General features: G+C 62.1%; 25 protein-coding genes, 1 tRNA gene and 1 pseudogene. 18 read left to right on the top strand and 9 right to left on the bottom strand.

Annotated elements, in window-relative coordinates; all coding sequences use genetic code 11:
• The first annotated feature begins 40 nt into the window (after positions 1 to 40).
• From queA to MET49242_RS06300, 6 genes are all read left to right on the top strand, one after another.
• Positions 41 to 1,120, top strand: a complete 1,080-nt coding sequence (gene queA, locus MET49242_RS06325) for a tRNA preQ1(34) S-adenosylmethionine ribosyltransferase-isomerase QueA (RefSeq protein WP_036281515.1) — start codon at positions 41 to 43, stop codon at positions 1,118 to 1,120.
• The gene (locus tag MET49242_RS06320; RefSeq protein ID WP_036281513.1) at positions 1,117 to 1,455 is read left to right on the top strand and encodes a hypothetical protein; all 339 of its coding nucleotides are present in this window, start codon (positions 1,117 to 1,119) and stop codon (positions 1,453 to 1,455) included. Before queA ends, MET49242_RS06320 begins: the two co-directional genes overlap by 4 nt.
• Positions 1,452 to 2,591, top strand: a complete 1,140-nt coding sequence (gene tgt / locus MET49242_RS06315) for a tRNA guanosine(34) transglycosylase Tgt (RefSeq protein ID WP_036281510.1) — start codon at positions 1,452 to 1,454, stop codon at positions 2,589 to 2,591. The genes MET49242_RS06320 and tgt overlap by 4 nt, the downstream gene beginning before the upstream one ends.
• 54 nt (positions 2,592 to 2,645) lie before the next feature.
• Positions 2,646 to 3,101 (top strand): HigA family addiction module antitoxin, encoded by a 456-nt coding sequence (locus MET49242_RS06310; protein ID WP_036281508.1) that lies wholly within the window; start codon positions 2,646 to 2,648, stop codon positions 3,099 to 3,101.
• The gene (locus MET49242_RS06305; protein WP_244430730.1) at positions 3,077 to 4,315 is read left to right on the top strand and encodes a DNA methyltransferase; all 1,239 of its coding nucleotides are present in this window, start codon (positions 3,077 to 3,079) and stop codon (positions 4,313 to 4,315) included. The genes MET49242_RS06310 and MET49242_RS06305 overlap by 25 nt, the downstream gene beginning before the upstream one ends.
• Positions 4,316 to 4,461: 146 nt before the next feature.
• A complete protein-coding gene (locus MET49242_RS06300) occupies positions 4,462 to 4,977 on the top strand; it encodes a hypothetical protein (protein ID WP_036281503.1) in 516 nt (171 codons plus the stop codon).
• Positions 4,978 to 4,980: 3 nt separating this feature from the next.
• Here the strand turns inward: MET49242_RS06300 and recG are convergent, their stop codons facing one another.
• Positions 4,981 to 7,083, bottom strand: coding sequence for an ATP-dependent DNA helicase RecG (gene recG / locus MET49242_RS06295; RefSeq protein ID WP_036281501.1), 2,103 nt, complete (start codon positions 7,081 to 7,083; stop codon positions 4,981 to 4,983).
• A gap of 106 nt (positions 7,084 to 7,189) precedes the next feature.
• Between recG and MET49242_RS06290 the strand changes: the two genes are divergently transcribed.
• Together MET49242_RS06290 and MET49242_RS06285 are read left to right on the top strand one after the other, a co-directional pair.
• Positions 7,190 to 7,444, top strand: a complete 255-nt coding sequence (locus MET49242_RS06290) for an AbrB/MazE/SpoVT family DNA-binding domain-containing protein (protein ID WP_227964814.1) — start codon at positions 7,190 to 7,192, stop codon at positions 7,442 to 7,444.
• Positions 7,441 to 7,851, top strand: coding sequence for a type II toxin-antitoxin system death-on-curing family toxin (locus tag MET49242_RS06285; RefSeq protein WP_036281499.1), 411 nt, complete (start codon positions 7,441 to 7,443; stop codon positions 7,849 to 7,851). The genes MET49242_RS06290 and MET49242_RS06285 overlap by 4 nt, the downstream gene beginning before the upstream one ends.
• Here MET49242_RS06285 and MET49242_RS06280 read toward each other — a convergent pair.
• A complete protein-coding gene (locus MET49242_RS06280) occupies positions 7,830 to 8,471 on the bottom strand; it encodes a M15 family metallopeptidase (RefSeq protein ID WP_036281497.1) in 642 nt (213 codons plus the stop codon). The two genes, MET49242_RS06285 and MET49242_RS06280, sit on opposite strands and share 22 nt — an antisense overlap.
• A gap of 81 nt (positions 8,472 to 8,552) precedes the next feature.
• Here MET49242_RS06280 and MET49242_RS06275 point away from each other — a divergent pair, with 81 nt between their 5' ends.
• Positions 8,553 to 8,846 carry an SH3 domain-containing protein gene (locus MET49242_RS06275; RefSeq protein WP_036281494.1) on the top strand — a complete coding sequence of 98 codons (294 nt, stop codon included), beginning with the start codon at positions 8,553 to 8,555 and terminating at the stop codon, positions 8,844 to 8,846.
• A 237-nt stretch (positions 8,847 to 9,083) separates the two neighbouring features.
• On the opposite strand, the gene MET49242_RS06270 is transcribed toward MET49242_RS06275, so the two are convergent.
• Positions 9,084 to 9,767, bottom strand: coding sequence for an orotate phosphoribosyltransferase (locus MET49242_RS06270; protein ID WP_036281492.1), 684 nt, complete (start codon positions 9,765 to 9,767; stop codon positions 9,084 to 9,086).
• A gap of 44 nt (positions 9,768 to 9,811) precedes the next feature.
• Positions 9,812 to 10,516 carry a glutathione S-transferase N-terminal domain-containing protein gene (locus tag MET49242_RS06265; RefSeq protein WP_036281490.1) on the bottom strand — a complete coding sequence of 235 codons (705 nt, stop codon included), beginning with the start codon at positions 10,514 to 10,516 and terminating at the stop codon, positions 9,812 to 9,814.
• Between the two features lie 84 nt (positions 10,517 to 10,600).
• Here MET49242_RS06265 and MET49242_RS06260 point away from each other — a divergent pair, with 84 nt between their 5' ends.
• The 7 genes and pseudogenes from MET49242_RS06260 to MET49242_RS23210 all read left to right on the top strand — a co-directional run bounded on the left by MET49242_RS06260 (position 10,601) and on the right by MET49242_RS23210 (position 18,229).
• On the top strand, positions 10,601 to 11,542 hold the full coding sequence (locus MET49242_RS06260) for a hypothetical protein (RefSeq protein ID WP_051134050.1): 942 nt from the start codon (positions 10,601 to 10,603) through the stop codon (positions 11,540 to 11,542).
• Between the two features lies 1 nt (position 11,543).
• Positions 11,544 to 12,695: a GNAT family N-acetyltransferase gene (locus MET49242_RS06255; protein WP_036281487.1), complete on the top strand. Its 1,152-nt coding sequence runs from the start codon at positions 11,544 to 11,546 to the stop codon at positions 12,693 to 12,695.
• A complete protein-coding gene (locus MET49242_RS06250) occupies positions 12,692 to 13,177 on the top strand; it encodes a DUF2165 family protein (protein WP_036281485.1) in 486 nt (161 codons plus the stop codon). The genes MET49242_RS06255 and MET49242_RS06250 overlap by 4 nt, the downstream gene beginning before the upstream one ends.
• Positions 13,178 to 13,251: 74 nt before the next feature.
• Positions 13,252 to 14,106, top strand: coding sequence for a patatin-like phospholipase family protein (locus tag MET49242_RS06245; RefSeq protein ID WP_036281482.1), 855 nt, complete (start codon positions 13,252 to 13,254; stop codon positions 14,104 to 14,106).
• A 263-nt stretch (positions 14,107 to 14,369) separates the two neighbouring features.
• Positions 14,370 to 15,068, top strand: a pseudogene (locus MET49242_RS26565) (PAS domain S-box protein); the annotation flags it as partial.
• A 120-nt stretch (positions 15,069 to 15,188) separates the two neighbouring features.
• Entirely contained in the window at positions 15,189 to 17,819 is a 2,631-nt protein-coding gene (locus MET49242_RS23215; RefSeq protein ID WP_244430729.1) for a PAS domain-containing protein, read from the top strand.
• A gap of 26 nt (positions 17,820 to 17,845) precedes the next feature.
• Positions 17,846 to 18,229 carry a response regulator gene (locus MET49242_RS23210; protein ID WP_210162334.1) on the top strand — a complete coding sequence of 128 codons (384 nt, stop codon included), beginning with the start codon at positions 17,846 to 17,848 and terminating at the stop codon, positions 18,227 to 18,229.
• 18 nt (positions 18,230 to 18,247) lie between these two features.
• Here the strand turns inward: MET49242_RS23210 and MET49242_RS06235 are convergent, their stop codons facing one another.
• From MET49242_RS06235 to MET49242_RS06220, 4 genes are all read right to left on the bottom strand, one after another.
• Entirely contained in the window at positions 18,248 to 19,270 is a 1,023-nt protein-coding gene (locus tag MET49242_RS06235; protein ID WP_158497264.1) for an AraC family transcriptional regulator, read from the bottom strand.
• Positions 19,271 to 19,490: 220 nt separating this feature from the next.
• Positions 19,491 to 20,516, bottom strand: a complete 1,026-nt coding sequence (locus MET49242_RS06230; protein ID WP_036281476.1) for an AraC family transcriptional regulator — start codon at positions 20,514 to 20,516, stop codon at positions 19,491 to 19,493.
• 323 nt (positions 20,517 to 20,839) lie between these two features.
• Positions 20,840 to 22,051, bottom strand: coding sequence for a serine protease (locus MET49242_RS06225; RefSeq protein ID WP_036281472.1), 1,212 nt, complete (start codon positions 22,049 to 22,051; stop codon positions 20,840 to 20,842).
• A gap of 282 nt (positions 22,052 to 22,333) precedes the next feature.
• Positions 22,334 to 22,418, bottom strand: a tRNA-Leu gene (locus tag MET49242_RS06220).
• Positions 22,419 to 22,568: 150 nt separating this feature from the next.
• Between MET49242_RS06220 and MET49242_RS06215 the strand changes: the two genes are divergently transcribed.
• Together MET49242_RS06215 and MET49242_RS06210 are read left to right on the top strand one after the other, a co-directional pair.
• Positions 22,569 to 23,147, top strand: a complete 579-nt coding sequence (locus MET49242_RS06215; RefSeq protein ID WP_036281470.1) for a YqaA family protein — start codon at positions 22,569 to 22,571, stop codon at positions 23,145 to 23,147.
• Between the two features lies 1 nt (position 23,148).
• Positions 23,149 to 23,655 (top strand): disulfide bond formation protein B, encoded by a 507-nt coding sequence (locus MET49242_RS06210; RefSeq protein ID WP_036281467.1) that lies wholly within the window; start codon positions 23,149 to 23,151, stop codon positions 23,653 to 23,655.
• A gap of 21 nt (positions 23,656 to 23,676) precedes the next feature.
• Here MET49242_RS06210 and MET49242_RS06205 read toward each other — a convergent pair whose 3' ends face one another.
• Positions 23,677 to 24,294 (bottom strand): hypothetical protein, encoded by a 618-nt coding sequence (locus MET49242_RS06205; RefSeq protein ID WP_036281465.1) that lies wholly within the window; start codon positions 24,292 to 24,294, stop codon positions 23,677 to 23,679.
• Positions 24,295 to 24,354 lie beyond the last annotated feature (60 nt).

Here is a 24,354-nt window from a genome sequence, read left to right as displayed (position 1 = left end):
ATGGCCGGGCTTGTCCCGGCCATCTTTATGTAGAGCGTAAATGCGCGTCGATCTCTTTGATTTTGAACTACCGCAGGATCGCATCGCTCTGCGACCGGCGAACCCGCGCGACAGCGCGCGCATGCTCGTCGTGCCCGGCAAGGGCGCCTTCGAGGACAAGTCGGTGCGGGACCTTCCCGCCTGTCTTCGCGGAGGCGACGCGCTCGTCGTCAACGATACGCGCGTCATACATGCGCGGCTTTCCGGCAGACGCCTTCGGGGCGAATTGAGCGCGGGCGTCGAGGCGACGCTGATCGAGCGGCTCGACGCCTCGCGCTGGCGCGCGCTGATGCGCCCCGCGAAGAAGCTTGCGATCGGCGATCTCATCCGTTTCGGCCGTGAAGGTGGAGAGGCGTGTCTTCAGGGCGCTCTCGACGCCCGTGTCGAAGGCAGGGGCGACGCCGGCGAGGTCACGCTCGCCTTCGATCTCTCGGGCGCGTCGCTCGATGAGGCGATCGAGGTCGCCGGCGAGATGCCGCTGCCGCCCTATATCGCGGGAAAGCGCGCCGCCGACGCCAGCGACGAAACAGATTATCAGACCGTCTTCGCCCGGGAGGCGGGCGCTGTCGCGGCGCCGACGGCGGGACTGCATTTCACGCCGAACCTTCTCGCCGCCGTCGAAGCGCGCGGCGTGCAGCTCCATCGCGTGACGCTGCATGTCGGCGCAGGCACATTCCTGCCGGTGAAGGCCGACGACACCGGATCACACAGGATGCATGAGGAGTTCGCGCGAATCGACTCCGGGACTGCCGCCGCGCTGAACGAGGCGCGTGCGCGGGGAGGTCGCATCGTCGCCGTCGGCACGACGGCGCTGCGCGTGCTGGAAAGCGCCGCCGCGCCGGATGGTAGGCTCGCTCCTTACGCGCAACGTACGGGCATCTTCATCACGCCCGGTTACCGTTTCCGTGCGACGGACATGCTGCTCACCAATTTCCATCTGCCGCGCTCGACGCTGTTCATGCTCGTCTCCGCCTTTTCCGGTCTCGAACGCATGAAGGCGGCCTATGCGCACGCCATTGAAGACGGCTATCGCTTCTACTCATATGGCGACGCCTGCCTGCTGCATCGCGCAGAGCCATGAGCAATTCGCGTGACGTTAGACTGCTTGCGCTGTGGCGCGACGATCCGACCGAGGCGCCGATGACGGTCGATTTGCGCATGGAGGAAACGCGTCTCGTATCCACATGGGACGTCTTCGGCGCCTTCAATCTCGATGGCGAGGCTCCGCGTCCTTTCATCCTGCGCCGGGATGGCCGCATCGACTTCGGCGCCGCCGAGACAGCGATCTGGAGAACGGATTTACGCAACGCGGAACTGAATGTCGGCTCGACTTTCACCGTATGTTTCAACGAGACCGACAGCGGTCAATATAAAATCGTGAAGATCGCCGCGCTCGGCGCCAAGGACAGGAAATGAACCAAGGCTTCTCCTTCACTCTCCACGCGACTGACGGCGCGGCGCGCAGGGGCGAGATATTTACGCCGCGCGGAACGATCCGCACGCCGGCCTTCATGCCGGTCGGAACAGCGGCGACGGTGAAGGCGATGTTTGTGAAGGACGTGCGCGCGGCGGGCGCCGACATCGTCCTCGGCAACGTCTACCACCTGATGCTGCGTCCGGGCGCCGAGCGGGTCGCGCGGCTCGGCGGCCTGCATCGTTTCATGAACTGGCCTTATCCGATCCTGACCGACTCCGGCGGCTTTCAGGTCATGTCACTTGCCAAGCTTCGCAAGCTCGACGAGAGCGGCGTCACCTTTCAGTCGCATATCGACGGTTCGCGCCACCATTTGTCGCCCGAGCGCTCGATGGAGATCCAACATCTGCTGGGCTCCGACATCCAGATGCAGTTCGACGAATGCGTGCGCCTCCCATGCTCCGACGCGGAGGCCGAGCGCGCGATGCGGCTTTCGCTGCGCTGGGCGGAGCGCTCACGCAAGGCCTTCAGGGAGCAAGCGGGCAGGGCGGTCTTCGGGATCGTGCAGGGCGGCGCCTGCAAGCCGCTACGCATCGAGAGCGCGAAAGCGCTCGCGGAGATGGACTTCCATGGCCTCGCTGTTGGCGGCCTCGCCGTTGGCGAGCCGCAGGAGGTCATGCTGGACATGCTGGAGACGACTTTACCGCATCTTCCTGTGGAAAAGCCTCGCTATCTGATGGGCGTCGGCACGCCCGACGATATCATTCAGGCGGTTGCCCGCGGCGTCGACATGTTCGACTGCGTGATGCCGACCCGCGCCGGGCGCCATGGCCTCGCCTATACGCGCTTCGGAAAGGTCAATCTGCGCAACTCCCGCCACGCGGAGGACATGCGCCCGCTCGACCCGGAGTCCACATGCCCGGCGACGCGGGATTACTCGCGCGCCTATCTGCATCATCTCGTAAAAGCAGGGGAAATCCTGGGAATGATGCTGCTGACACAGGCCAATGTGGCTTACTATCAGGACCTGATGGCCGGCCTGCGGACGGCAATTTCGGAGGGCCGCCTCAACGACTTCATCGCCGAGACGCGCGAGGGCTGGACGAGGGGTGAGGGGATGAATTCAACCCTTGGTTAGCATTTGCGGAAAGCATAATATGGTTTACGTATTTCATCTTGAGCGGAGCCTTTCATGGGCGCTTATCGCGAGGCGCTCACGCGTCTTTTCCTGAAGGGCGAATTTCCGCATGCGTCCGCGCCGGCCGCAAAGCCGGCGCGGCGGGAAGCCGCCTTGCGCAAGGACGCGCCCAGGCGCGCCCCACGCAAGGACGGATCGAAAAAGGCCTCGGCGCCCGTGGAGAAGGGTATGACGCATCCGGGAGAAATTCTTTCGCGCTATTTGAGCGAATTGAGACTGACCGCGTCCGATCTCGCCCGCGATATCGATGTGCCCGTTAATCGGGTGACCGCCATCATCAATGGCCAGCGTGGCGTCACCGCCGACACCGCCTTGCGGCTTGGCCACTGGTTCGGCGTCGATCCCGAGGATTGGCTGAACCTGCAGCTGCAATACGAACTCGCGTCGGCGCGGCGAACGATGGGCGCGAAAATCAGGAAATTGGCGTGTCTCGCGGATCGAACCGACTGATGCTCCCGGAGCGCCGGCGGCCAAACGACGCATTCCTCGAAGATCTGCGCGCCTTCGACCAATTCGGGGCGCCGACGCAGGTCGTCGTCGAAGACGGCGTTACGTATTACGTAAATGAGTTCTGGACTGCGGGCCAGCGCCAGGGCCATTCCCTGCATGAAGTGAGCTACCGCGCCTGCTTCAAACCGCAGCTGCCGGCCTTTTTCATCGACCGGTTCACGCAGCCCGGCGACAGCGTTTGCGATCCCTTCATGGGTCGCGGCACGACGCCGCTGCAGGCGGCGCTTCAGGGCCGGCGCGCGTTCGGTTCGGACGCCAATCCCCTGTCGGTCTTGCTGGCGCGCCCTCGCTTGCGGCCGCCCTCGCTTGAGGCCATCGCCGCGCGACTCGCCGAGGCGCCTTTAACAGACGAGGCGACCGAATTCGACCGCGACGATCTGCTCGCATTCTATCATCCGGACACGCTGCGCCAGATTTGCGCCCTGCGCGCCTGGCTTATCTCACGCGCCCATCCGGACGAGGCGCCCGATCCCGTCGATGACTGGATCAGGATGGTCGCGCTCAACCGCCTTACCGGTCATTCGCCGGGTTTCTTCTCCGTCTATACGCTGCCGCCAAATCAGGCCGTGACGGTGAAGGCGCAATTGAAGATCAACGAGCGACGCAGCCAGTCGCCGCCGCCGCGCGATGTCGCGGCGATCATCCTGAAGAAATCTCGGGCGCTGCTGGCCGATGGCGCGCCGCCTCCGGTTTCCGGCGCCCGTCTCGCCGTCGCTGACGCCGCGCGCCTCGTTCATCTGGGCGACGCCAGCGTAGATCTCGTGGTTACGTCGCCGCCCTTCCTCGATGTCGTGAACTATCGCGCCGATAACTGGCTGCGAAACTGGTTTGCGGGCGTCGATGCGGAGAAGATCGACATTTCCCAGCTTCGTGACATCGGCGGATGGACGCGGATGACCCGCGCCGTGTTCGAGGAGCTTGCCCGCGTCGTGCGGCCCGGCGGCCATGTGGCCTATGAAGTCGGTGAGGTCAGACGCGGCGGCGTGCTGCTCGAACGTCTGGTCTGGAAGGCGATGGAAGGATTGCCGTTCGAGCGTATGTGCGTGATGATCAACCGGCAGCGCTTTACGAAAACCAGCAATTGCTGGGGAGTCGCCAACAATGCGAAAGGCGTCAACAGCAATCGTGTGGTCATCGCACGCCGGCTGAAATAGAAAGGATAGCGTTTACATTATTTTTACGCTATATTGTTGACGAAGCATTCCTACACCAATGATTCATAACGACAAAATAGAAGCAACGAGGCGCGCTTTTCGACAGGCGCGCAAAATCACGATTTGACGAATTGAGGACCGACGTCATGAAGGCGAGCGCTGACCAGAATTGTGATCTCGACGAGATTTTCGCGTCGAGGCTCGTGGAATCCCATGAATTTCGGTCCTGGTTGCTCAGCCGCACCAAATTCGCCCGCCTGTGGCCTCTCGCGCGCCTGCTTCACAAGGAGCAGGAGGAGGCGCGGCAGGGGCTTCCGTGGTGGCGCAATTGGCGTTCCGATGTCGAGGGCGGGCTCGCGACCAAAATGCTGCTGATCTTCGAGGTCGAGCAGACGAAATTGCGCTTCGCGCTGCACGTCGAAAGCGTGACGCGGGGTGAAGCGCTCGAAGCTTCCGAAAACGCCTCGTACAGGACGCTTGCGCAGGCCCTGATGAACCAGGATTACTTCCATAATTACATGGATTTCGAGACGGTGCTGCTTGCGCCACAGGCGTTGATCGTGAGCGACGCGCGCACGTTGAATTTCGACCGGCGCATTCCCTTCGAGACCGTCGCCGGGTTTGTCCCGCAGTTCGGACAGTCGCAGGCTCAGGCGGCGTAACGCTCAACCTGCGCGCAATAGCCGTATCGCCTCGTCGCGCTCGAAGAGATAGAGCAGGACACGCAACGCCTTGCCGCGTTCGCTGGAAAGTTCGGGATCACGGCGCAGGATCAGCTCTGCGTCATCCCGAGCGATGGCGAGCAGGCGGGCATGGGCCGTCAGATCCGCGAGGCGGAAGCCGGGCATGCCAGCCTGCCGCGTGCCGAGGATCTCACCCTCTCCGCGCAGACGCAGGTCTTCTTCCGCGATACGGAAGCCGTCTTCCGTCTGGCGTATGATCGTCAGGCGGGCTTTGGCCGTCTCGCTGAGCGGACCCTTGTAAAGCAGCAGGCAACTCGACTCACCGGTCCCGCGCCCGACGCGACCGCGCAGCTGGTGAAGCTGGGCAAGGCCGAAGCGCTCGGCATGCTCGATCACCATGATCGTCGCCTCCGGCACATCGACGCCGACCTCGATCACCGTGGTCGCGACGAGGAGGCGAGCATCGCCGCGTTGAAAGGCTTCCATCACCGCGTCCTTTTCGGGACCTTTCATGCGGCCGTGGAGAAGTCCGACGGCGTCTCCGAAATAGCGCCTCAGATCGGCGGCGCGCTCCTCCGCCGCGGCGAGGTCGAGGTCCTCGTTCTCCTCCACCAGCGGACAGACCCAATAGGCGCGCGCGCCCTGCGCCAGTGCGCGTTGCAGACCGGCCACGACCTCCCCAATGCGCGAGGCGGGCAGCGCGCGGGTGGAGATCGGCGTGCGTCCCGGCGGCTTCTCGTCGAGCGCGGACGAGTCCATGTCGCCAAAGGCCGTGAGCGCGAGCGTGCGCGGAATAGGCGTCGCTGTCATGACGAGCACATCGACCGCCTCGCCCTTGGAGCCGAGCGCAAGGCGCTGCTGCACGCCGAAACGATGTTGCTCGTCGACGACGGCGAGGCCCAGGTCGTGAAAGGCGAGATCGGTCTGCACCAGCGCATGAGTACCGACGACAACGTCAATTTCCCCGGCGCCGATCGCGGCGTGGAGCGCAGCGCGCTCGCTCGCTTTCAGGCGCCCCGTGAGCAGCGCGACGCGCAGGCCGACGGGCTCGAGCAAGGGCGCGAGACGTTCATAATGCTGGCGCGCGAGGATTTCGGTCGGCGCCATCAGCGCAGACTGGCGGCCGCACTCCGCAACGCTCGCCATCGCCAAAGCGGCGACGATCGTCTTGCCGGAGCCGACGTCGCCCTGCACGAGACGCAGCATGCGCCTGTCCGATCCGAGATCGGCGCGGATGTCGGCAAGCGCGCGCTGCTGCGCGCCGGTCAGGCTGTAGGGCAGCGCGGACTCGATCGCTTGCGACAGGCGGCCGTCGCCCCTGTTTTCCCGGCCCGGCAGACGGCGCATCTTCGCGCGCACGAGACGCAAGGCGAGCTGGCTCGCCAGCAATTCGTCGAGCGCGAGCCGCTGCCGCGCGGGGTGTTGCGGAGAAAGCGCGCTCACGCTCTCGGGACGATGCGCACCGCGCAGCGCCTCGGCGAAAGCCGGGAGCTTGTTCGCTGCGAGCACGCTCGGCTCCTGCCACTCGGGGAGGGCGGGCAGGCGCGTCATCGCCTCTTCCGTGGCGCGTAAAACGTAACGGGTTTGCAGACCCTCGGTTAGACCGTACACCGCCTCGAAGGGCGGCAATCTGGCGAGCCCCGCCTCGTCGAGGACGCGGTCCGGATGCACCATTTGACGGCGGCCGTCGTAAAGCTCGATACGCCCTGAAATCCAGCGCGTGCCGCCGATCGGCAGGCTGCGCTCGATCCAGTCGGGGTTGGCGAGGAAAAAGACGAGTTCAATGTCGCCCGTCTCGTCCTCCACCAGCACGCGGAAGGGCGCTCTGGCGAAGCGGCCCTGGGGACGGCGATGTTCAACGACCGTGGCTTTGATCACCACCATCGTGTCCATCGGCGCTTCGGCGATTTTTGGGCGCTGGCTGCGATCGACGACATTGGTCGGCAGATGAAAGAGCAGGTCGACGACGCGCGCCTCGGCGCCGGGGCGGGCGAGCAGCCGGTCGAAAAGTTTGGCGGTCTTCGGGCCGACGCCGGGCAGGGCGGCGACGCGACCGAACAGGGGAGCGAGTATGTCGGGGCGCATGTCGTCGGCAGTTTAGCCATGCGCGGCCGTTTGTCATGTTGCACGGGACGGTTAACAGTTATAACATAAGTTATAACTGTTAAGGTTAATACAGGTGTAATAACAGATGATGGATGAACCCGAAACCGGCGACGCCTTCGGCTCCCTCAAGATCACGCGCATCGGCAATTCGCTCGGCGTGGTGCTGCCGCGCGAAATCATCGCCGACCTCAATGTCGAGAAGGGCGACCGGCTCTACCTCACGAAATCCCCCGAGGGTTATCGCATCACCAAGAGCGATCCCGATTTCGAACGGCGCATGGCGCTCGCCCGCCGGATCATGAGTCGGCGGCACAATGCGCTGCGCGAATTGTCCAAATGACGCGCTGGCGTTTCCTCGATCGCGCCATCGTGCTGGCGATCCATGAAGAAGCGCTTGCCGCGCATGGCGGCGCGGTAGGCGTCATTGGCGAGCCGGCGCTCGAAGCTGCAATTTTGCGCCCCCGGGAAGTCGCGAAAGCCGAACCGCGCGCCGACGCGGCGCGTCTTGCGGCTGCCTGCGCCATGGGATTCCTGCGCAGCCATCCCTTCGTCAATGGCAAGAAGCGCGTCGCGCTCATCGCCATGGAGCTGTTTCTCGCCGACAATGGTTATGAGCTCATGGCGAATGACGTGGATTGCGTCATCCAGATCGATTTGCTCGCGTCGCGCGAAATTGACGATGCAGGGCTCGCCGAGTGGTTACGGGCCAACATCATTCCGCGCGGTCAATCGACTTCGACGTCGTAACCCTGCGCGTCGCCCGCGCCCTTGAAAGTGTAGTGCCACCACTCGCGCGGATAGTTCTCGAATCCATGACGTCGCATCAAGGCGACGAGCGTGTCGCGATGGGCGCGCGCGTCGCCGCGGGCCTCCGAATTCGTCCAGGAGCGCTTGTCGAAAAAATCGAAGGGCGTGCCGAAATTCCAGCCTTGCACGCCGAGATCGACCGCGAGGCCGGTGGAGTGGGTGGAGCGCTCGGCAATATAGCCGCGCGCGAACAGCGTGCTCTTGTCGAGGCGCGGATAATATTCGGCCTTGGTCGCCTGATCCGCGTTGCGTGACCACTCGACGAAAGCCGAAACAGCGCGGCGCGGGCGGTAACAGTCATAGACGACGAGCGAGAAGCCGTGCGCTCGTGCATCCGCCTGCGCCGCGGCGAGCGCCCGGGCGGCGTCTGCGCGCAGCCAGCATTGCGGCGAGCGATAGCCGGGAACCGGGCGGCCGGTGAAATTGTTCGGCCCGGCATAACGCATGTCCTGCGCAACATCCGGCGCGACGTCGGAAAGGCGCGCGAAGCCCGGCGGCGGCTCTGCGAGGGCATGCGTCGGCAGAAGCATGAGAAGGGCCAAAAGGGAGCGTGCGTTCATGTCGCAATCTCGTGTGCGTCGGCGTACATTCTTTGCGTGACGAGCAATTTATAAACGATCCTACATTGCAGGGAGGCAATCATGTCGCAGAAACTTTCGCCTTTAACAGGTTTGACGCTCGCCGCTTTCGCCGCCGTATTGGCTTGGGGCGCCCCCGCGCTCGCCGGAGACCGCTGCAAGGTCACTGACCCAACTGGCACACCGCTCAACATTCGCGACATCCATAAAAACATCGTCGGCACGATCGAGAATGGCCGCATCGTGACAGTGCAGCGTTACGGTGAAGATGACGCCGGAAAGCCCTGGGCCTATGTGACGACGCAGGGCGGCAAGCGACTGGGCTGGGTCTATCGCGAATTCATAAGCTGTTATTGAAGAAAGACCCCGGCCAGAATCGATTGCCGCTATAGAAAGCGTTCGCCCAGTTCTTCCGAACGCGACCGGGAAAACTTACATCTGGCAATTAGGAATCCTGGGGAAAATCCCCTTGTTTCTTCTTCGAGGAATTTGCGGTGCAACGAAATTGCTCCGGCGGCGATCATCGCCGGAGCCTCATCGTGACATTTCCGGGATTGGTCGCGCACACGCAGAATGCGCCGCTGAACGCCCGCCTCAGCTCTTCGCTCTGTCCGCGCCGCCATGGGCCGCCGACCACGCTATCGGGTCGGCGATGAAGGCTTCGACCTCGTTCAGCGCGTCGTCCGGAAAATAGCGGTGGGCGCGGGCGACGGTCAGCACGTCGCGCCATGTCGCGAGATAGTGCATGTTGATGCCAAGCTTCGCGAGGTCGTCGCGGGCGCCTGCAAAGATGTCATAGAAAAAGAACACGAACACGTCGTCGCAGCGCTGGCCGGAGTCGCGCAGCGCCTGCACGAAGTCCTTTTTGGAACCGCCGTCGGTCGCGAGATCCTCGACGAGCAGCGCGCGGCCGTTCTCGATCAGCTGACCCTCGATGCGCGCATTGCGGCCGAAGCCCTTCGGCTTTTTCCGCACATATTGCATCGGCAGCATCAGGCTGTCGGAAATCCACGCCGCGAAGGGAATGCCCGCGGTCTCGCCGCCGGCCACCACGTCCAGCGATTCATAGCCGATGTCGCGTTCGATCATGCGCGTGGCGAAATCGATCAGCCGGCGGCGCAGGCGCGGGAAGCTGATGATCTTGCGCATGTCGATGTAGACCGGCGACGCCCAGCCCGCCGTGGTGATGAAGGGCTTTTGCGTATTGACGAGCACCGCCTCGACTTCGATCAGAGCCTTGGCTGTTTCCTGCGCGGCGAATAGACGGTCGTTGGACATGGATGGGGCATACCTTTCCGGGCGTTTCTCCGCGCAGCCATAGCCTATTTTTCGCCGCCGCGCGCGGCCGTCTGGCCGAAGAGGATTTCCCGCTCCAGCGCCGTGAAATCCAGCCGCTTTCGCTCATAGGGAGCGCCGGCGGCATAGGCGCGCGTCACCGCTGGGCGAGACCTGATCGACTCGAACCAGCGCTTCAGATGGGGGAAATCGTCGAGGTCCTGGCCCTGGTCCTCGTGCGGCACGATCCAGGGGTAGCAGGCGATGTCGGCAATCGAATAATCGCCGGCAATATAGGGCGATTTGGCCAGTTCGCGGTCGAGCACGCCATAGAGTCGGTTCGTCTCGTTACGGTAGCGCTCGATGGCGTAAGGGATGCGGGCAGGGGCGTATTTGGCGAAATGGTGGTTCTGCCCGGCCATCGGTCCGAGCCCCCCGACCTGCCAGAACAACCATTCGATGACACGCGCGCGTCCGCGCAGATCGGCCGGAAACAGGCGCCCGGTCTTTTCGGCAAGATAGAGGAGGATGGCGCCGGATTCGAAAATCGAGACCTCTGCGCCGCCGTCGGCCGGCGCCTTGTCGACAATCGCCGGCATGCGATTGTTAGGCGAAATCGCGAGAAATTCGGGTTTGAACTGGTCGCCGCGGCTGATGTCCACCGGCTTGATGCGATAGGCGAGCCCGGTCTCCTCGAGGAAGATCGTGATCTTGTGGCCATTGGGCGTGGGCCAGTAATAGAGGTCGATCATTTCAAACGCCTTCCCGCTGTCCACATTTTATTTCCCATTTTCCTCCTACCATGTCAGCCGACTGGAGTTGCGTAGATTGTAAACATGAACAGCTTTCTTACCAAATGGCCGTCGGGAGAGGCGCAGGAGTTTGGCCAGCGCCCGTTGCGGTTGCGCCATGGCGTGGCTGAGGACGAGCTGTTCTCCGACTCCGCGCTGGAGCGTCTGATCGAAGCGACGCCTCGCGAAAGGCTTCACGTCAACACGATCCCGCGTGACGAGACAGATCCGCGCAAATGGCGCGAGGGCGACATGACCGGGGTGAGCGGCCGCGACGTCATGGCGGCGGTGGCGCGCGGAAATCTCTGGGTTCATCTGCAGCGCGTGCATGAGACCTCCGGCGTCTATCAGGCGCTTCTCGACGCGCTTTTTGCGGATATCGAACGCAACGTGCCTGGCTTCCGCAGCTACCGGCGCTCAATGAGCGTGCTGATTTCTTCCCCGAACATGAATGTGGCGTTGCACGCGGATGTTCCGGGCCAAAGTCTTTGGCAGGTGCGGGGACGCAAGCGTGTCTGGGTTTATCCGCCGCGCCCGCCCTATCTCCCGCAACGCACGATCGAGAACATCGTGCTCCAGCGCAGTTACGACACCGAACTTCCCTATGACGCGTCCTACGACGCGGCGGCCGAGAGTTTCGAGATGACGCCGGGCGACTGGGCGACCTGGCCGCGCAATGCGCCGCATCGCGTCCGCAATGCCGACTGTGTTAACGTCTCGTTCACCACCGAACATTGGACGGACGAACTTCGCGCAGGATATGCGGTCGACTACGCGAACGGCCTTCTGCGGCCGCTATATGGCTGCCGTGATCTGTCGCGCGAAACTCAGGGACCGGCCTTCTGGGCCAAATTCGCCGTCGCCGCCGCGCACAAAAGCTGGCGCAAGCTCAAGGCTCAGCGGTTGGCGCTGACGATCGACTTTCGCGTTGATTCCAATGCGGCCGAGGGCTTCAGCGACGTCGCGCCTTACCAGATCATGAAATAAAGTGACTTCGGAGCGCGCCGCCTGTCGGGTTGAACGGGTCGAGACGATCGCCGCCATCGATGCGCTTGCGGCCGAATGGACCGCTCTGGAGCGACTGACGCGCGAGGCGACTGGCTTTCAGAGCTATCGCTGGTGCCGCGCGTGGCTTTCGACGGCGCGCGAGAACGGCGCGTCGCTCCGCCCCCGCATCCTCTGTATCCGGGACGACGAGCGCCTTGTGATGCTGTGGCCGTTGCAGATCGAACATCGCTTCGGCGTGGGCGTCGCTCGTTGGATCGGCGAGCCAATGACGCAATATGGCGATGCGCTCGCCGCGCCGGGCGAGGGCCGCGAGCGATGGCGCAAAATCGCCGAGGGAGAAATGTCCCGTTGGCGGGACGTGGATCTCTTCGCCTTTACGCGACTGCGCGCCGACAGCGTTGTCGCAGCTTGCAACGCGCGGACGCCGGCTGCCGGCGAATGTCTCGCCGCTCCCTTCGTCGATTTGCGCGCCATGCAAAGGCGCCGTCGCAAGAGTCTGGAGCGGCGCGCGCGACGTCTCGCCGAATTGGGGCCCACGACCCTTGCTGAGGCGCAAACGCCGGCCGAGCGCGAAGAACTGACGCGCCGCGCCTTGGCGCTCAAGCGCGAATGGCTTCGGCGCAAGGGTCTCGTCAGCGCCGGCCTTTCCAGCCCGATAACCGAGGAATTCCTGTCCGCGCTCGCGCGCGAAGGCTTTATGCGAGTTTTTTCTCTGCGGGTCGCGAAGGACGTGGCCGCGCTCGAACTCGGCTTCGTCTCCAGTGACGCCTATCGATCGCTGCTCGGCTGTTACGACCCCCGTTTCGCCGAGGGATCGCCGGGCCAGGCGCTGACTGGCGGCTTGATCGAGCGCTGTGCGGAGGAGGGGCTTGCGACCTATGATCTGCTTCTGCCGGCCGACGCCTACAAGTTGACATGGGCGACGGGCGAGACGCCGGTGCGGGCGCAGTTTCGCGCCATGACGTTCAAGGGACGCCTCGCCGCCTTCGCGCTGGCGCGGTTGCGGCCCATGGCGAAGCGCGCGCTCCGCAGGATGGCGGGTCTTCGCGCGCGGTTGAATCCAGGCAAGTTCTCATTTGCGGCGGCATCCGCTAGTGTGACGACATCGACGCGGAAGGAGAAAATTTCATGATGGCCCGTATCGCCAAGATCGCGCTCGTCGCCTCGACCGGCCTTCTGGTCCTTCTGGTCGCGATCAACAATGTCTTTGACTACGAGACGAATTTCGACGTCGTGAAACATATTCTGTCGATGGACATGATCCCGCCGAGTCCTCTCGCGTGGCGGGCGATCACCAGTCCGGCGCTGCATCATCTCTGCTACGGCTTCATCATCGTCGCGGAGTTCGTCAGCGCACTGGTGACGCTCTACGGCGCATGGCTGCTGTGGCGGGCGCGAGCGGAGGAGGCGACGCGCTTCAACGCCGCAAAGGAAATCGCCGTGGCGGGGCTTGCCGTCGGCTTTTCGCTCTACTTCTTTGGCTTCATGGCGATTGGCGGCGAGTGGTTCCAGATGTGGCGCGCGGGCGTCTACAACATGCAGGAGCCGGCGTTCCGTTTCATCGGCAGCGTGGGGCTGGTGATGATATTTCTGGGTCAGCGTGACGTGGATTAGACCCGAGGCGCGCTCTAGTTGAGTTGATGGCGCGATGACGCTGCGCCGGCGACGCGGCAGTGAGGCGAAACGCCATGAGCGACGCGAGAACGGCTTTTGTGCTGGCGGGCGGCGGAAGTCTGGGGGCCGTGCAGGTCGGAATGTTGCGGGCGCTGCTGGCCTCCGGCGTTCGTCCCGATTTCATCGTCGGTTCGTCCGTGGGCGCAATGAACGCTTGCTATTTCGCCGGGCGGCCAGATGCGGATGGCGTTGAAGCCCTCGCGGGGATATGGAACGGCTTGCGGCGCAGCGACGTGTTTCCTTTCACCTTCTCGACGGCTCTCGCATTGTTGCGCCGGTCGGATTACCTCGTCGATTCATCCGCGCTGCGGCGCCTGATCGAGACATGGCTTCCCTTCGATCGTCTGGAGGAAGCGACGATTCCCGTTTATCTCGTCGCGACGGACATGCAGGGAATAGCGGCGCAACTGTCGCAGGGGCCTGCGGCCGAAGCAATCCTCGCCAGCGCCGCCGTTCCGGGGATTTTTCCGACTGTCGAAATCAATGGCGTTGCGCTCATGGATGGCGCAGTCGCCGCGAATACGCCGCTCTCGCTCGCAACCAAACTTGGCGCGACGCGGGTCGTCATCCTTCCGACGGGTTACGCCTGCGCGCTGGAAAAGCCGCCGTCGGGCGCCGTCGCGCGAGGGCTGCACGCGATCACGCTGCTCATCGCGTGGCAACTGATCCGCGATCTCGAACATTTGCCGGAGACGGTGAACGCGCATCTGGCGCCCGCGCTCTGTCCGTTGAATGTGTCGCCTTACGATTTTACTCAATCTCGTTTGCTTATTTCGCGTGCGACGGCGGCGACGCAGAAGTGGATCGAGAGCGGCGGACTCACCCGTCGCGCTTCGCCGCTCGATCTGAGGCCGCATCGCCATCACTGACACCGGCGTGGGTGGTCTGAGAACCAGATGGTTAACCGGAAGCGCGTTGATATTTGGTCCCGTAGTTATGATCCGGTCGGCCAATTTACAGTTTTTGGTGGTGTGACAGTAAGTTACAAAATTGTGAACGTCCACGCCTCGATTGTCGACCAAATCCGGTTTGCCATGGTAACCTAAAAAGGCTTATTTCAGCGTAGCTTAGCAGCGAGCCTCGAGCGGTTCGCAGCCTCGGTTCCCCTGTCGGAAAACAAGAAAGATCGCGCATGGACAGCGCCGAGCTGCGCCTCTTCATCGAATTTACGCCCATCGCGGCGGCGATGTTCGACCGCGAGATGCGTTATCTCGCGGTCAGCCCGCGCTGGATGACGGATTTCGGCCTCGAAGGCTCGATATTGGGCCGGTCGGATTACGATGTATTTCCCGGTCTCCCGGAACGATGGAAACAATTGCACCAGCGCGCGCTCGCGGGCGAGATCGAACATCCTTCCGAAGATAAATTTACATGCCCCGACGGAACCATCCGATGGAAGCGCTGGGAACGGCGTCCGTGGCGCCATGGCGACGGCGAGATCGGTGGAATAATCATTTTCGCGGAAGACATCACGGAACGGAAGGAGGCGGAAGAGGAGGCGCGACGAACCGCAGAGCGGCTGAGTATGGCCCAGTCGGCGGCGCAAATCGGAATCTTCGAGTGGGATTTCACCTCAAACCGGACCACTGTCGACAAGCAGTATTGCGACATCTTCGGCCTGCCGCCGGGAACGCCGCTCACTTACGCCGGTTATCTGTCGATGGTGCATCCGGAGGACCGCGCTTGCATCGACGCGCAAAACCTCGCGGTTTTTGCTGCTGGCGGACACATCGAGAATGAATGCCGGATCATTCGCGCGAACGACGGGGTCGTGCGCTGGATTGTCGCCAAGGGTGAGGTCACACTTGACGAAAGAGATCGCCCGACGCGCCTCCTGGGCGCCGTTTGGGACATAACCGAGCGCAAGCGGAACGAGGCGGCGGCGCGGGAAACCGCCGAGCGACTGAGCCTCGTTCAATCAGCGGCCAGGATCGGCGTTTGGGAATGGAATATGAAGACGGGCGAATCCGTCGCCAGCGAGGTTCTGCTCGATTTGTATGGCTTGCCGCGTGATGCGTCGTTCTCGCACGCCGATTTCATGGCGGTTGTCCATCCGGACGATCGACATCTTGTCGAGGAGAACGCCCGGGCGGCCATGAATGGCAAAGATGTGGCCATCGCCGATCAATACCGCATTGTGCGCGCGAACGACGGCGCAATTCGATGGATGACTGCGAGCGGCGGTTTTCAATTCGACAAAGACGGCCGCCCGATATTCGCGATGGGCGTCGTCTACGACATTACGGAACGAAAGCAGGTTGAAATAGCGCTGCGGGAAACGTCCGAGCGACTGAGGCTCGCGCAGTCAGCGGCGCATATCGGTACATGGAATTGGGACGTTCAGGCGGACATTGCGTGGTTCGACGATGTGGGTATGGAATATCTCGGGCTGCCGCAGGGCGTTCCAATCCATTACTCGGATTATGTGGGGCGCGTGCCTGAGGAGGAGCGCGATATTGTCAATTCTGCGGTGCAGGCGGCTTTCGCAGGAGACGGCCGCGTCCTGCTCGAGCATCGGCTGGTGAACGCGCAGACCGGCGTCGCCTGCTGGGTTTCGTGCCGCGGTGTGTTTACGTTCGATGACGAGGGCCGTCCCGTCCATGGAGCGGGCGCGGTTTACGACATCACGGAACGGAAGTTGGCGGAGGAGGCCCTGAGAGAAAGTGAAGCCGAAGCGCGACGTCAGCATGATGAATTGAACTGGATTTATCAGAACGCGCCGATTGGCATGTGTTTACTTGATCGGAACTTGCATTATCGGCGTGTCAACCGGTGGCTGGCTGAACTCAATGGTGCGCCCATGGAGGCCCACATTGGTCGAAGTGTTTCCGAAATGGCTCCTGACGCGAGCGATCAGATCGCGCAGCTGGTTCGTCAGGTTGTAGCGACCGGCCAGCCTCTGAAAAATTATTTGATTGTCAGAAAAAATTCACCGAATTCGGACGCCGTTCGCTTTCTGGATGCAAGCTATTTTCCGTTAATTGATGAACATGGCGAGGTGAGCGGATTTAGCGTGCTGCTTGAAGAAATAACCGATCGGAAACTGGCGGAAGAGGCCTTACGACACAGTGAATCCGAAGCGCGGAAACAGCGCGACGAACTGGACTGGATCTATCGGAACGCGCCGATCGGACTGGCGTATCTCGACCTCGATTTGCGGTATCGGCGCATAAATGACTGGCTTGCGAATCTCAGTCAGCGGCCGGTCGAGGAGCATATTGGCCTTAGCGTGTTCGATGTCGTCCCGCAATTCGCCCGCGGCGCGAAGATGATCAAGGAATGGATACTTGCGACCGGCGAACCGGTCAGGAACCTGGAGTTTTCGGGAGAAATGCCGCCGAACTCCGGCGTCGTCCGTCACATCAATAGCAGCTGGTACCCGGCGTTCAGCGAAGAGGGAGCGCTTGCCGGTTTCAGCGTGGTCGTGGAGGAGATCACCGAGCGCAAAAGGGCGGAAGAAGCCTTGCGGCGAAGCGAAGCCAAGGCGCGTAAACAGCGCGACGAACTGAAGTGGATTTACGAGAACACGCCGGTCGGTTTGGCGTCGCTCGACAAGGATCTGCGTTTTCATAGCATCAACCGTCGGCTTGCCGAAATGAACGGCCTGCCGATCGAAGCGCATATCGGCCGGACGGTGCATGAAGTCGTTCCCGATCTGTCGTCGAAGGTCGAGCAATTAGCCCATAAGATCATCGCTACGGGCGAACCTGTCAGAAACATCGAGCTCGAGGGTGAAACGGCCGCAAACCCCGGCGTCGCGCGATACTGGGATGAAAGCTGGTATCCGACGTTCGACTCCAATGGCGAGATTGCCGGCTTCAGCGTCGTGGTGGAGGAAGTCACCGAGAGCAAGCATTTGCAGGCGCTTCGCGAGGCCGATCGTCGCAAGGACGAGTTTCTTGCGACGCTGGCGCATGAGCTGCGCAATCCGCTCGCGCCGATCAAGAACGCGATTCATCTGCTGCAGATGCTGAATCATGACGATCCGACCGCCGAACAGAAAAGACGCCTGGCGCTCTCGCGCGCGGAGCGGCAAGTCACTCATCTCGTGAGACTGGTCGACGACCTGCTGGAGGTCACGCGCATCAACCATGGCAAGATCGAGCTGAGAAAAGAACCCGTCGAGCTCGCGGCGATCCTGTCGCAGGCGATCGATCTCAGCCATTCGCAGATCGAAGCCGGTCCCCACCAGCTTATTGTAGAGCTTCGTTCACATTCATTGCCGGTTGAGGCCGATCCCGTCCGCCTCGCGCAGGTCTTCGCGAATCTTCTCAATAACGCCGCAAAGTTTACGGAGGCTGGCGGTCGTATCGATGTGATTGCGGACCGGGAAGAGGGGGAGGCGATCGTCAGGGTGCGCGACAATGGCGTAGGCATCCCGCCCGAGATGGCGTCGTCCATCTTCGATATGTTCACGCAAATCAAAACCGGAGTGCGAAGCGGTAGAGGCGGCATCGGCATCGGCCTTGCGCTTGCCCGCGGCATCGTTCAACTGCACGGCGGCCGTATCGAGGCGCGCAGCGCGGGTCTCGGCCATGGCAGCGAATTCATCGTCCGTCTGCCTTTGGTGGTGCGCCAATGAGCGGCCAAAAGGATAATGTGAATTTCATGCAATCTCCCGCAACGTCCCTTCCGCGCGTCCTCGTCGTCGACGACGATCAGGATTGCGCCGACAGCCTCGCCGAGCTGTTGCAATGTCTCGGGGCCGAGACCCGCGTCGTGTACGGCGGCGCGCAGGCGCTGGACGAATTGGCGGGCTTCCAGCCCCGGCTGGTGTTGCTGGATATCGGCATGCCGGGCATGGATGGTTTTGAAGCGGCGCGGCGGATTCGCGAGCGCCCGGAGGGACGCGATGCCTTTCTTGTGGCCTTGACCGGCTGGGGGCGGGCAGGGGATCGACAGCGCGGCCGCGACGCCGGCTTCGACCTTCACATGGTGAAGCCCGGAGAAATAGAGGCGCTGAAAAAGCTTCTCGCCGAGTTGCCGCGTTGAGGCCGCGCCTGTCAGCGCCTAATCCGTAAGGGACCAGCTTTGCAACAGCGTCTCCGCCGGCGTTTCGCCGAACATGCGGAAATAGCAGTGTGCGAAGCTCAAAGGCGTTGAAAAGCCGAGGTCGCGGGAGAGTTGCTGGAGATCGATTTCTCCGCCGCTTTTCATGAGGGTTCGGCGCGCGGCCTGAAGCTTCTCGCGTTGCTGCCAATCCATCGGCGAGCAGCCAAACTTTTTCTGAAAGGCGTAATGAAGGCTGCGGGCGGACAGGCCGCTGATCTGCTCCATCTGCGTATAGGTAAGCCGACGTGCGCTATTGTCTTGTATAGCCGAGCATACGGCGTCAATCGCGTTTGTCGACGCCGCCCGAACCTTCTGCCCCGGCGCGTCGGCGCTCAGCAATTCAGGTTTCAGCAGGCATATTACGTGGCGATAAAACATGTCGTCGACGCCCAGCCTCTCGAGGGCCGCGCGGTTCAGATACAGATTGTCGATCTGCTGGCAGATTTGGCTGAACAATGTCGCGAAATCGACGCCGCCTTGCTTCATGTCGATGAGCCGCATGACCCCGTCTTCGAGGCGAAGTTGCTGATTTTGGTCCTCACCCAGCATCGCGCGCGCCGTTGCGATCAGTCGCTCGCGCGAAAGTCGCGCGAGCAGACAGGAACGAATTTCCGCCTCACCCGCCCGGTGCGTGTGCCTCGTGTAAAGCACAGCCTGAGCGCCAGGATTCCATTCAATTGTCTTTCCACCGACGACTACTTGCATCCTGCCGCGGAAGGAAAAGCAAAAATGGAGCTCTTCGTTTGACCCCGCGTCCATCCGGACGGGAGTCATCGCATTCGCTTGCAGGACGAGCCCGTTGATGTCGATCGTGGCGACCTTTTGATGAAACTTTTGCTCGCCCGCGATGGGCGCGAGGTAATTGAACGAGGAAATCATTCGGGCGGTTCGATCCGCCGCCTCTTTTACGCTGGTCGTGTGGATGGCCTGCGCTTCGCCGAAGGCCAGTCGCGGGAGCCCATCCTGCCTCTTTTCGGTCATCTGCATCTTACGACGGGCTCCAGCAGCGTCTGCCGTCACGCCAAGCTTGTGTCGAAACTCGTCTTTTTTCAACCGATCAACGTCCCGACGGAAAAACGGTTCCGCGCCATCCACTTGAGTTCAATTTTACGCAATTTGCCGCGCCGCAGCAACACGATAAATGTTATCCACTCGTGGAACCGGCGCCGTGGCGGAAGGCGGCGTTCGGATCGCATGCCGGTCATTCCACACGTTGCGCGCGCGCGATCGTGGCTGTCGGCGTCTCGCCGAACATGCGGCGATAATAGGCCGTGAAAGCGGAAGGCGAGGAAAAGCCCAGCTCATAGGCGAGTTGCGTGACTGTCAGCGCCTCGGCGCCCCTGATGAGCCTTTCGCGCGCGATATGCAGCCGTTCCTGCTGCTGCCAGGCCATCGGGGAGCAACCGAATCTTTTCCGGAAGGCGTATTGCAGGCTGCGGCGGGAGAGGCCGCTGATCTGCTCCATTTCCGTCAGCGTCAGCGGCCGATGGCCTCTGGTCCTGACTGCGTCGCAAACGGCGTCCACCGGGCTACGAGACGGCCATCCGGCAAGGTCGCGATCACGCTGTCGGCCCAGAACCAACCCGGGTTCGAGGAGGCAGGCCGCGTGGCGATAGACCCAATCGTCCACGCCGAGCAGCTCCAGCGCTGATTTCCTGTCATAAAGAGCATCGATATGGACGCAAATCTGCCGGAAGACGTTTGTGAAACTCACAGGGCCATATTGTAGCGGCAGCGTGCGCGTAAATTCGACGCCGAGCGAGAACTCCTGCCGGAAATCCTCTCCCAGCATGGCGCAGGCTGTGTCGATCAGCCTTGCCTTGTCGAGCTCGGCGACGAAAAGCGACCGCATTTCGGATAATCCCTGTCTCGGCCCGCATTCGGTGAAGAATGCGGCGTTCTCGTTTGCGTTCCATTCAAACTGGCGTTGCCCCACCGTGGTGCTGCACCTGCCGAAAAAGGGAATGAAGAGGTGAAAGTCGCGGGACGACTTCACGCCGAGTCGCAGGGAGGTTGAAGCGGTCGCCGTAAGGTTGAGGCCGTTTATGGAGACCGCCGCAACCTTGTGATGCAATTGCTCGTCTTTGTCGGCCGCCTCGTAAAATTCGAGGGCGTTGACCGTCCGCGCCGCGCGCGCGGCCGCGACCTTCGTGTTCGTTGTCGATAACGCATGCGCCTCGCCGAAGGCGAGGGGCGGCAGCGGGTTGGCTTTCCTTAGTGGCGGCATTCGTTCAGAACTCAGCACTGTGAATGTTGCAATTCACAATATCTGTAATGCCGAATTTGATGAAGGAAAATCCGTACTTATATGGTTTCGCCCAAGAATCCCGCATTATCGGGTTTTGCGCGCGGATGGCGTATCACAATTTTCGATCCCATGTGCGTCGAGCTGTTGCGGTATGGGCTGGAATGTCGAGCTCGTCGACATTGCTGATGTTCGCAATGGGCGGCGCAGAATGTGCGTCGGGCGAGTGAAGGCGCCGGAACTCATAAAAAAACCGGCGCGAGGAGACCTCGCGCCGGAGCTTTGCGCCAATTCTGGCGGCGGATTTAGTTGCAGTATCCAGCCTGAGCGAAGGTCACGCCGGGCGTGACCTGCAGGCTGCAAACCTGCTGCAGCAGCGCGCCGATATTGCCCGCGCCATAAATGCCGTAAGCGGCGTTCGGATATTGCGGGTTCTGTCCAAAGCGCGAGGAATAATTGTCCTTGATCGCGTTGGGATCGGCTGAACCCCAGGAGGTGACGCCGACCACAGCCCTGTTTGGCGCCGAGCCGATCGCAGCGCCGCCCGAGAGCACGGGGTTGAAGGACACGAAGTTCGCGATCCACGGGCCGCCGCTGGAGCCGCCGGTGAAATTGTTGCCCTGCCAGATCTGCGCCGCAGCGCCGACCGTCGTCAGATAGGACGGGCCGTCAGCACGCTGCATGATGCGGCCCGAGTCCATCAGGCCCGGATAGCCAAGCGTCGATGTCGCGGCGACCTTGAGATTTCCCGTCTTCGGCGAGGAGACGAAGGAATAGTTGTTCCAGCCATAGCCGAGCCAGCCCGTGAGATCGCCGATGAACTGGTTCGAGGCGTTCTTGTTGAGAATGATGACGGCGACGTCGTTGTTGCGCGCCGCGCCCGAGCCCGGATCAGTGCCGTTCAACCAGGTGACGGGGCGATTGAGCGCCCGCCAAGCCCAGCGGCCGTAGGGCTCGCGCTGCGCTAGGGTCGCGCCGGGTCCGTAATGGCCCGGAACGAACACATATCCGCCAAAGAGGCCGCCGGTTCCAGAGCCGAAATTCTGAATGCAATGCGCAGCCGTCACGATCACGCTTCGGCGAATGAGGCTCGCCGAGCAATGGCCGCCGTTGATGAACAGCTTGCCGATGGCGCGATAGGGGTATGTCGAGCTCAGATAGCTGGCGCCGACAGCTGAAGTCTTATTCGACCCGCCCAGTTGCACGCGCGTGGACGTGTAGGGAATTCCGAAGCTGCCGAAAGCGCGCGTATTGACGCCGCTAGCAACAGGGTCGGAGCCGGGCGAGACGCCGGGCGTCACATTGCTGACGGCGTTCGACGTCTGGGCCTGTACGCGCGTCGTGTCGGGCGCGGGGAGGGGATTGACGATCTCTCTGGTGTTGGCCCTCACGGAATCGTAGTTCGCGTGAGCGCCGGTGTTTTGCACGACGCCGGTGGCGGATTGCGCCCATGTGGGGGAGGTCAGCCCCGCCGCCGCCATGGCGAGCGAGAGCGCTGCATAACGCTGTCGTTTCATGAATTGCCCCTCGATAAAAGTCAGCCGGAACCCTGTTGCTCCGCCCAAGCGAGATGGACCCACGGCGGGGCGTTGCAATCTCTCCTCGCACAGTCAAACTAAGTCCACCAACCGGAGGTTGTGCTCCAGCTTATATCAGGCGCTAAGGTATTGGCAAAGCTAAAACTATTGGCAACGAATGGCGACAGGCGGCTCGTGTCTGTCGACAAGCCGTCCGACGATTGTATGTCGCGACGCGCAGGAATGTCGCCCGCGGGCGAAAGGTGAGCAGATTTTCGGCTATGGTGCCCCTGGCCGGAGTCGAACCAGCACTCCTTGCGGAACTCGATTTTGAGTCGAGCGCGTCTACCAATTCCGCCACAGGGGCTTGCACCGGCGGGATGTCCGGCGAGCGGCGCGGATATTAGCGACGCGCGGGGCGCCGTCAACCCGCCGTCCGCCATCTTTAGGTTAATCTTTTCGTGCTAAGCGCCTAAATTGGGAAACGCCCAGGCGCCGGAATGATCGACGAGGCACAATGAAAAAGCTCTATGACTGGACCATGTCGCTCGCGCAGAGCCGCCACGCGCCCTTCGCGCTCGGCGCCATCGCCTTCGCGGAGAGCTCTTTCTTCCCCGTGCCGCCGGACGTGATTCTCGTGCCGATGACGCTCGCCGAACCGAAAAAGGCGTGGTATTTCGCGGCGCTCTGCACCATTGCGTCGGTCGCGGGCGGGGCGCTCGGCTATGCTTTCGGCGCGCTGTTCTACGACACGATTGGCCTCTGGCTGATCAATCTTTACGGCTACGCCGAGAAGATGGACGCGCTCCGCGCCTTCTATGCGCAATGGGGCGCGATCTTCATTCTGGTGAAGGGCCTCACGCCCATTCCTTACAAACTCGTCACTATCGTCTCGGGACTGCTCGCCTATAATTTTCCGCTGTTCATCGGGCTCTCGCTCATCACGCGGGGGGCGCGCTTCTTCCTGCTCGCGGCCGCGATCAATCATTTCGGCGACACGATCCGCCTGAAGCTCGAGCGCCATTTCGGCCTGTTCATCGGGTCGCTGGCGGTGATCGTCGTCGCGGGCTTCGCTTTCGCGGCGAAGATGTTCTGAGATGGCGGCGGCGCTCTTGCGGTTTGCAACTCCGCGCAATCTCGCGCTGCTGATTTCGGCCGTCTCGCTGGCGGCTATTGGTGGCGCGTGGACCTACGAGTCGCTGGGCTATCTGCCCTGCGAGCTCTGCTACAAGGAACGGGTTCCCTATTACGCTGCCTTCGCGCTGGCGCCGCTAGCCGCGTTTGCCGCGCAGACCGGGAGAGAGGGGCTGGCGCGCGGCGCCTTCCTGCTGATGGCGCTGCTCTTCGCCGGCAACGCCGCGCTGTCGATCTATCATTCGGGCGTCGAGTGGAAGATCTTCGCGGGGCCTTCCGACTGCTCCGGCCCGCTGACCACGGCCGGGTCGGTCATGGACTTCATGAAGCAGCTTCAGACCGTGAAAGTCGTGCGCTGCGACGAGCCGACCTTATGGGTGCTCGGGCTGACTCTCGCGAACTGGAATGTCGTGGTTGCGGCGGTTCTGGCTGGGGTGGCCTTCGCCGGAGCGAGACGAGCGAGGCTCTAGCGACGCTCGTCTCCGAGACATTCATCGGACCAGTTTCGGAAAGCCTTCGTACCATTCCGAATGGTCGCCCGAGTGGTTTTGCATGCCGGGTTTTGTGAGACAGCCGGCCGGTTTTATGTAGCTATCGATCCGTCTTTCGGGCTCTTCGCGCCAGCAGATATTGAACGCGCATAGCTTTGGAAAAAAGTAGAGTGTCGAGTATGGGAGATGGTCGTGAATCCACCACGCCAGCGAGCGCCAATCGGCGCCCGCCTCAACGCGATCCATAAACCAAGGAACAACTATGCATGCGGTGGCGCCCATGCGGCCATTACTGTCGAGACGATCCCATATATGTCCGGCGTAATTGGCCTCGTTTTTTGCGCAGTTCAATCTGTTCTCGTTCCCAAACGAGTTCACCGCGCAGGATCGAAACGCCGAACGGATCGCTATGCGTCCAAACGTCGCCTGAAGCGGCTCGAGCAATTCCTCGCATAGCCGCGAGCCCGCCTTGATGGCGAGGTCTGGATTGTCCGGGATATTGGAGATGCCGCTTATCGCGGAAATTTCCGAATAGAGAAAATCCCGCATGAAAAAATTGCGCGACAGACGCGCTCGTCCAAACTGCTCGAGCGCGCCCACCGATTCAGGTTTGCGCATGAAGTCCCACCGTAAAACGTCGTGACCATGCGCTGAATAACAGTGAATGATTACCGTTTA

This window comes from Methylocystis sp. ATCC 49242, assembly GCF_000188155.2.
Taxonomy (GTDB): Bacteria; Pseudomonadota; Alphaproteobacteria; order Rhizobiales; family Beijerinckiaceae; genus Methylocystis.
The sequence above is the reverse complement of the archived record's forward strand: the minus strand, read 5'-3'. Positions and strand labels throughout refer to the sequence as shown.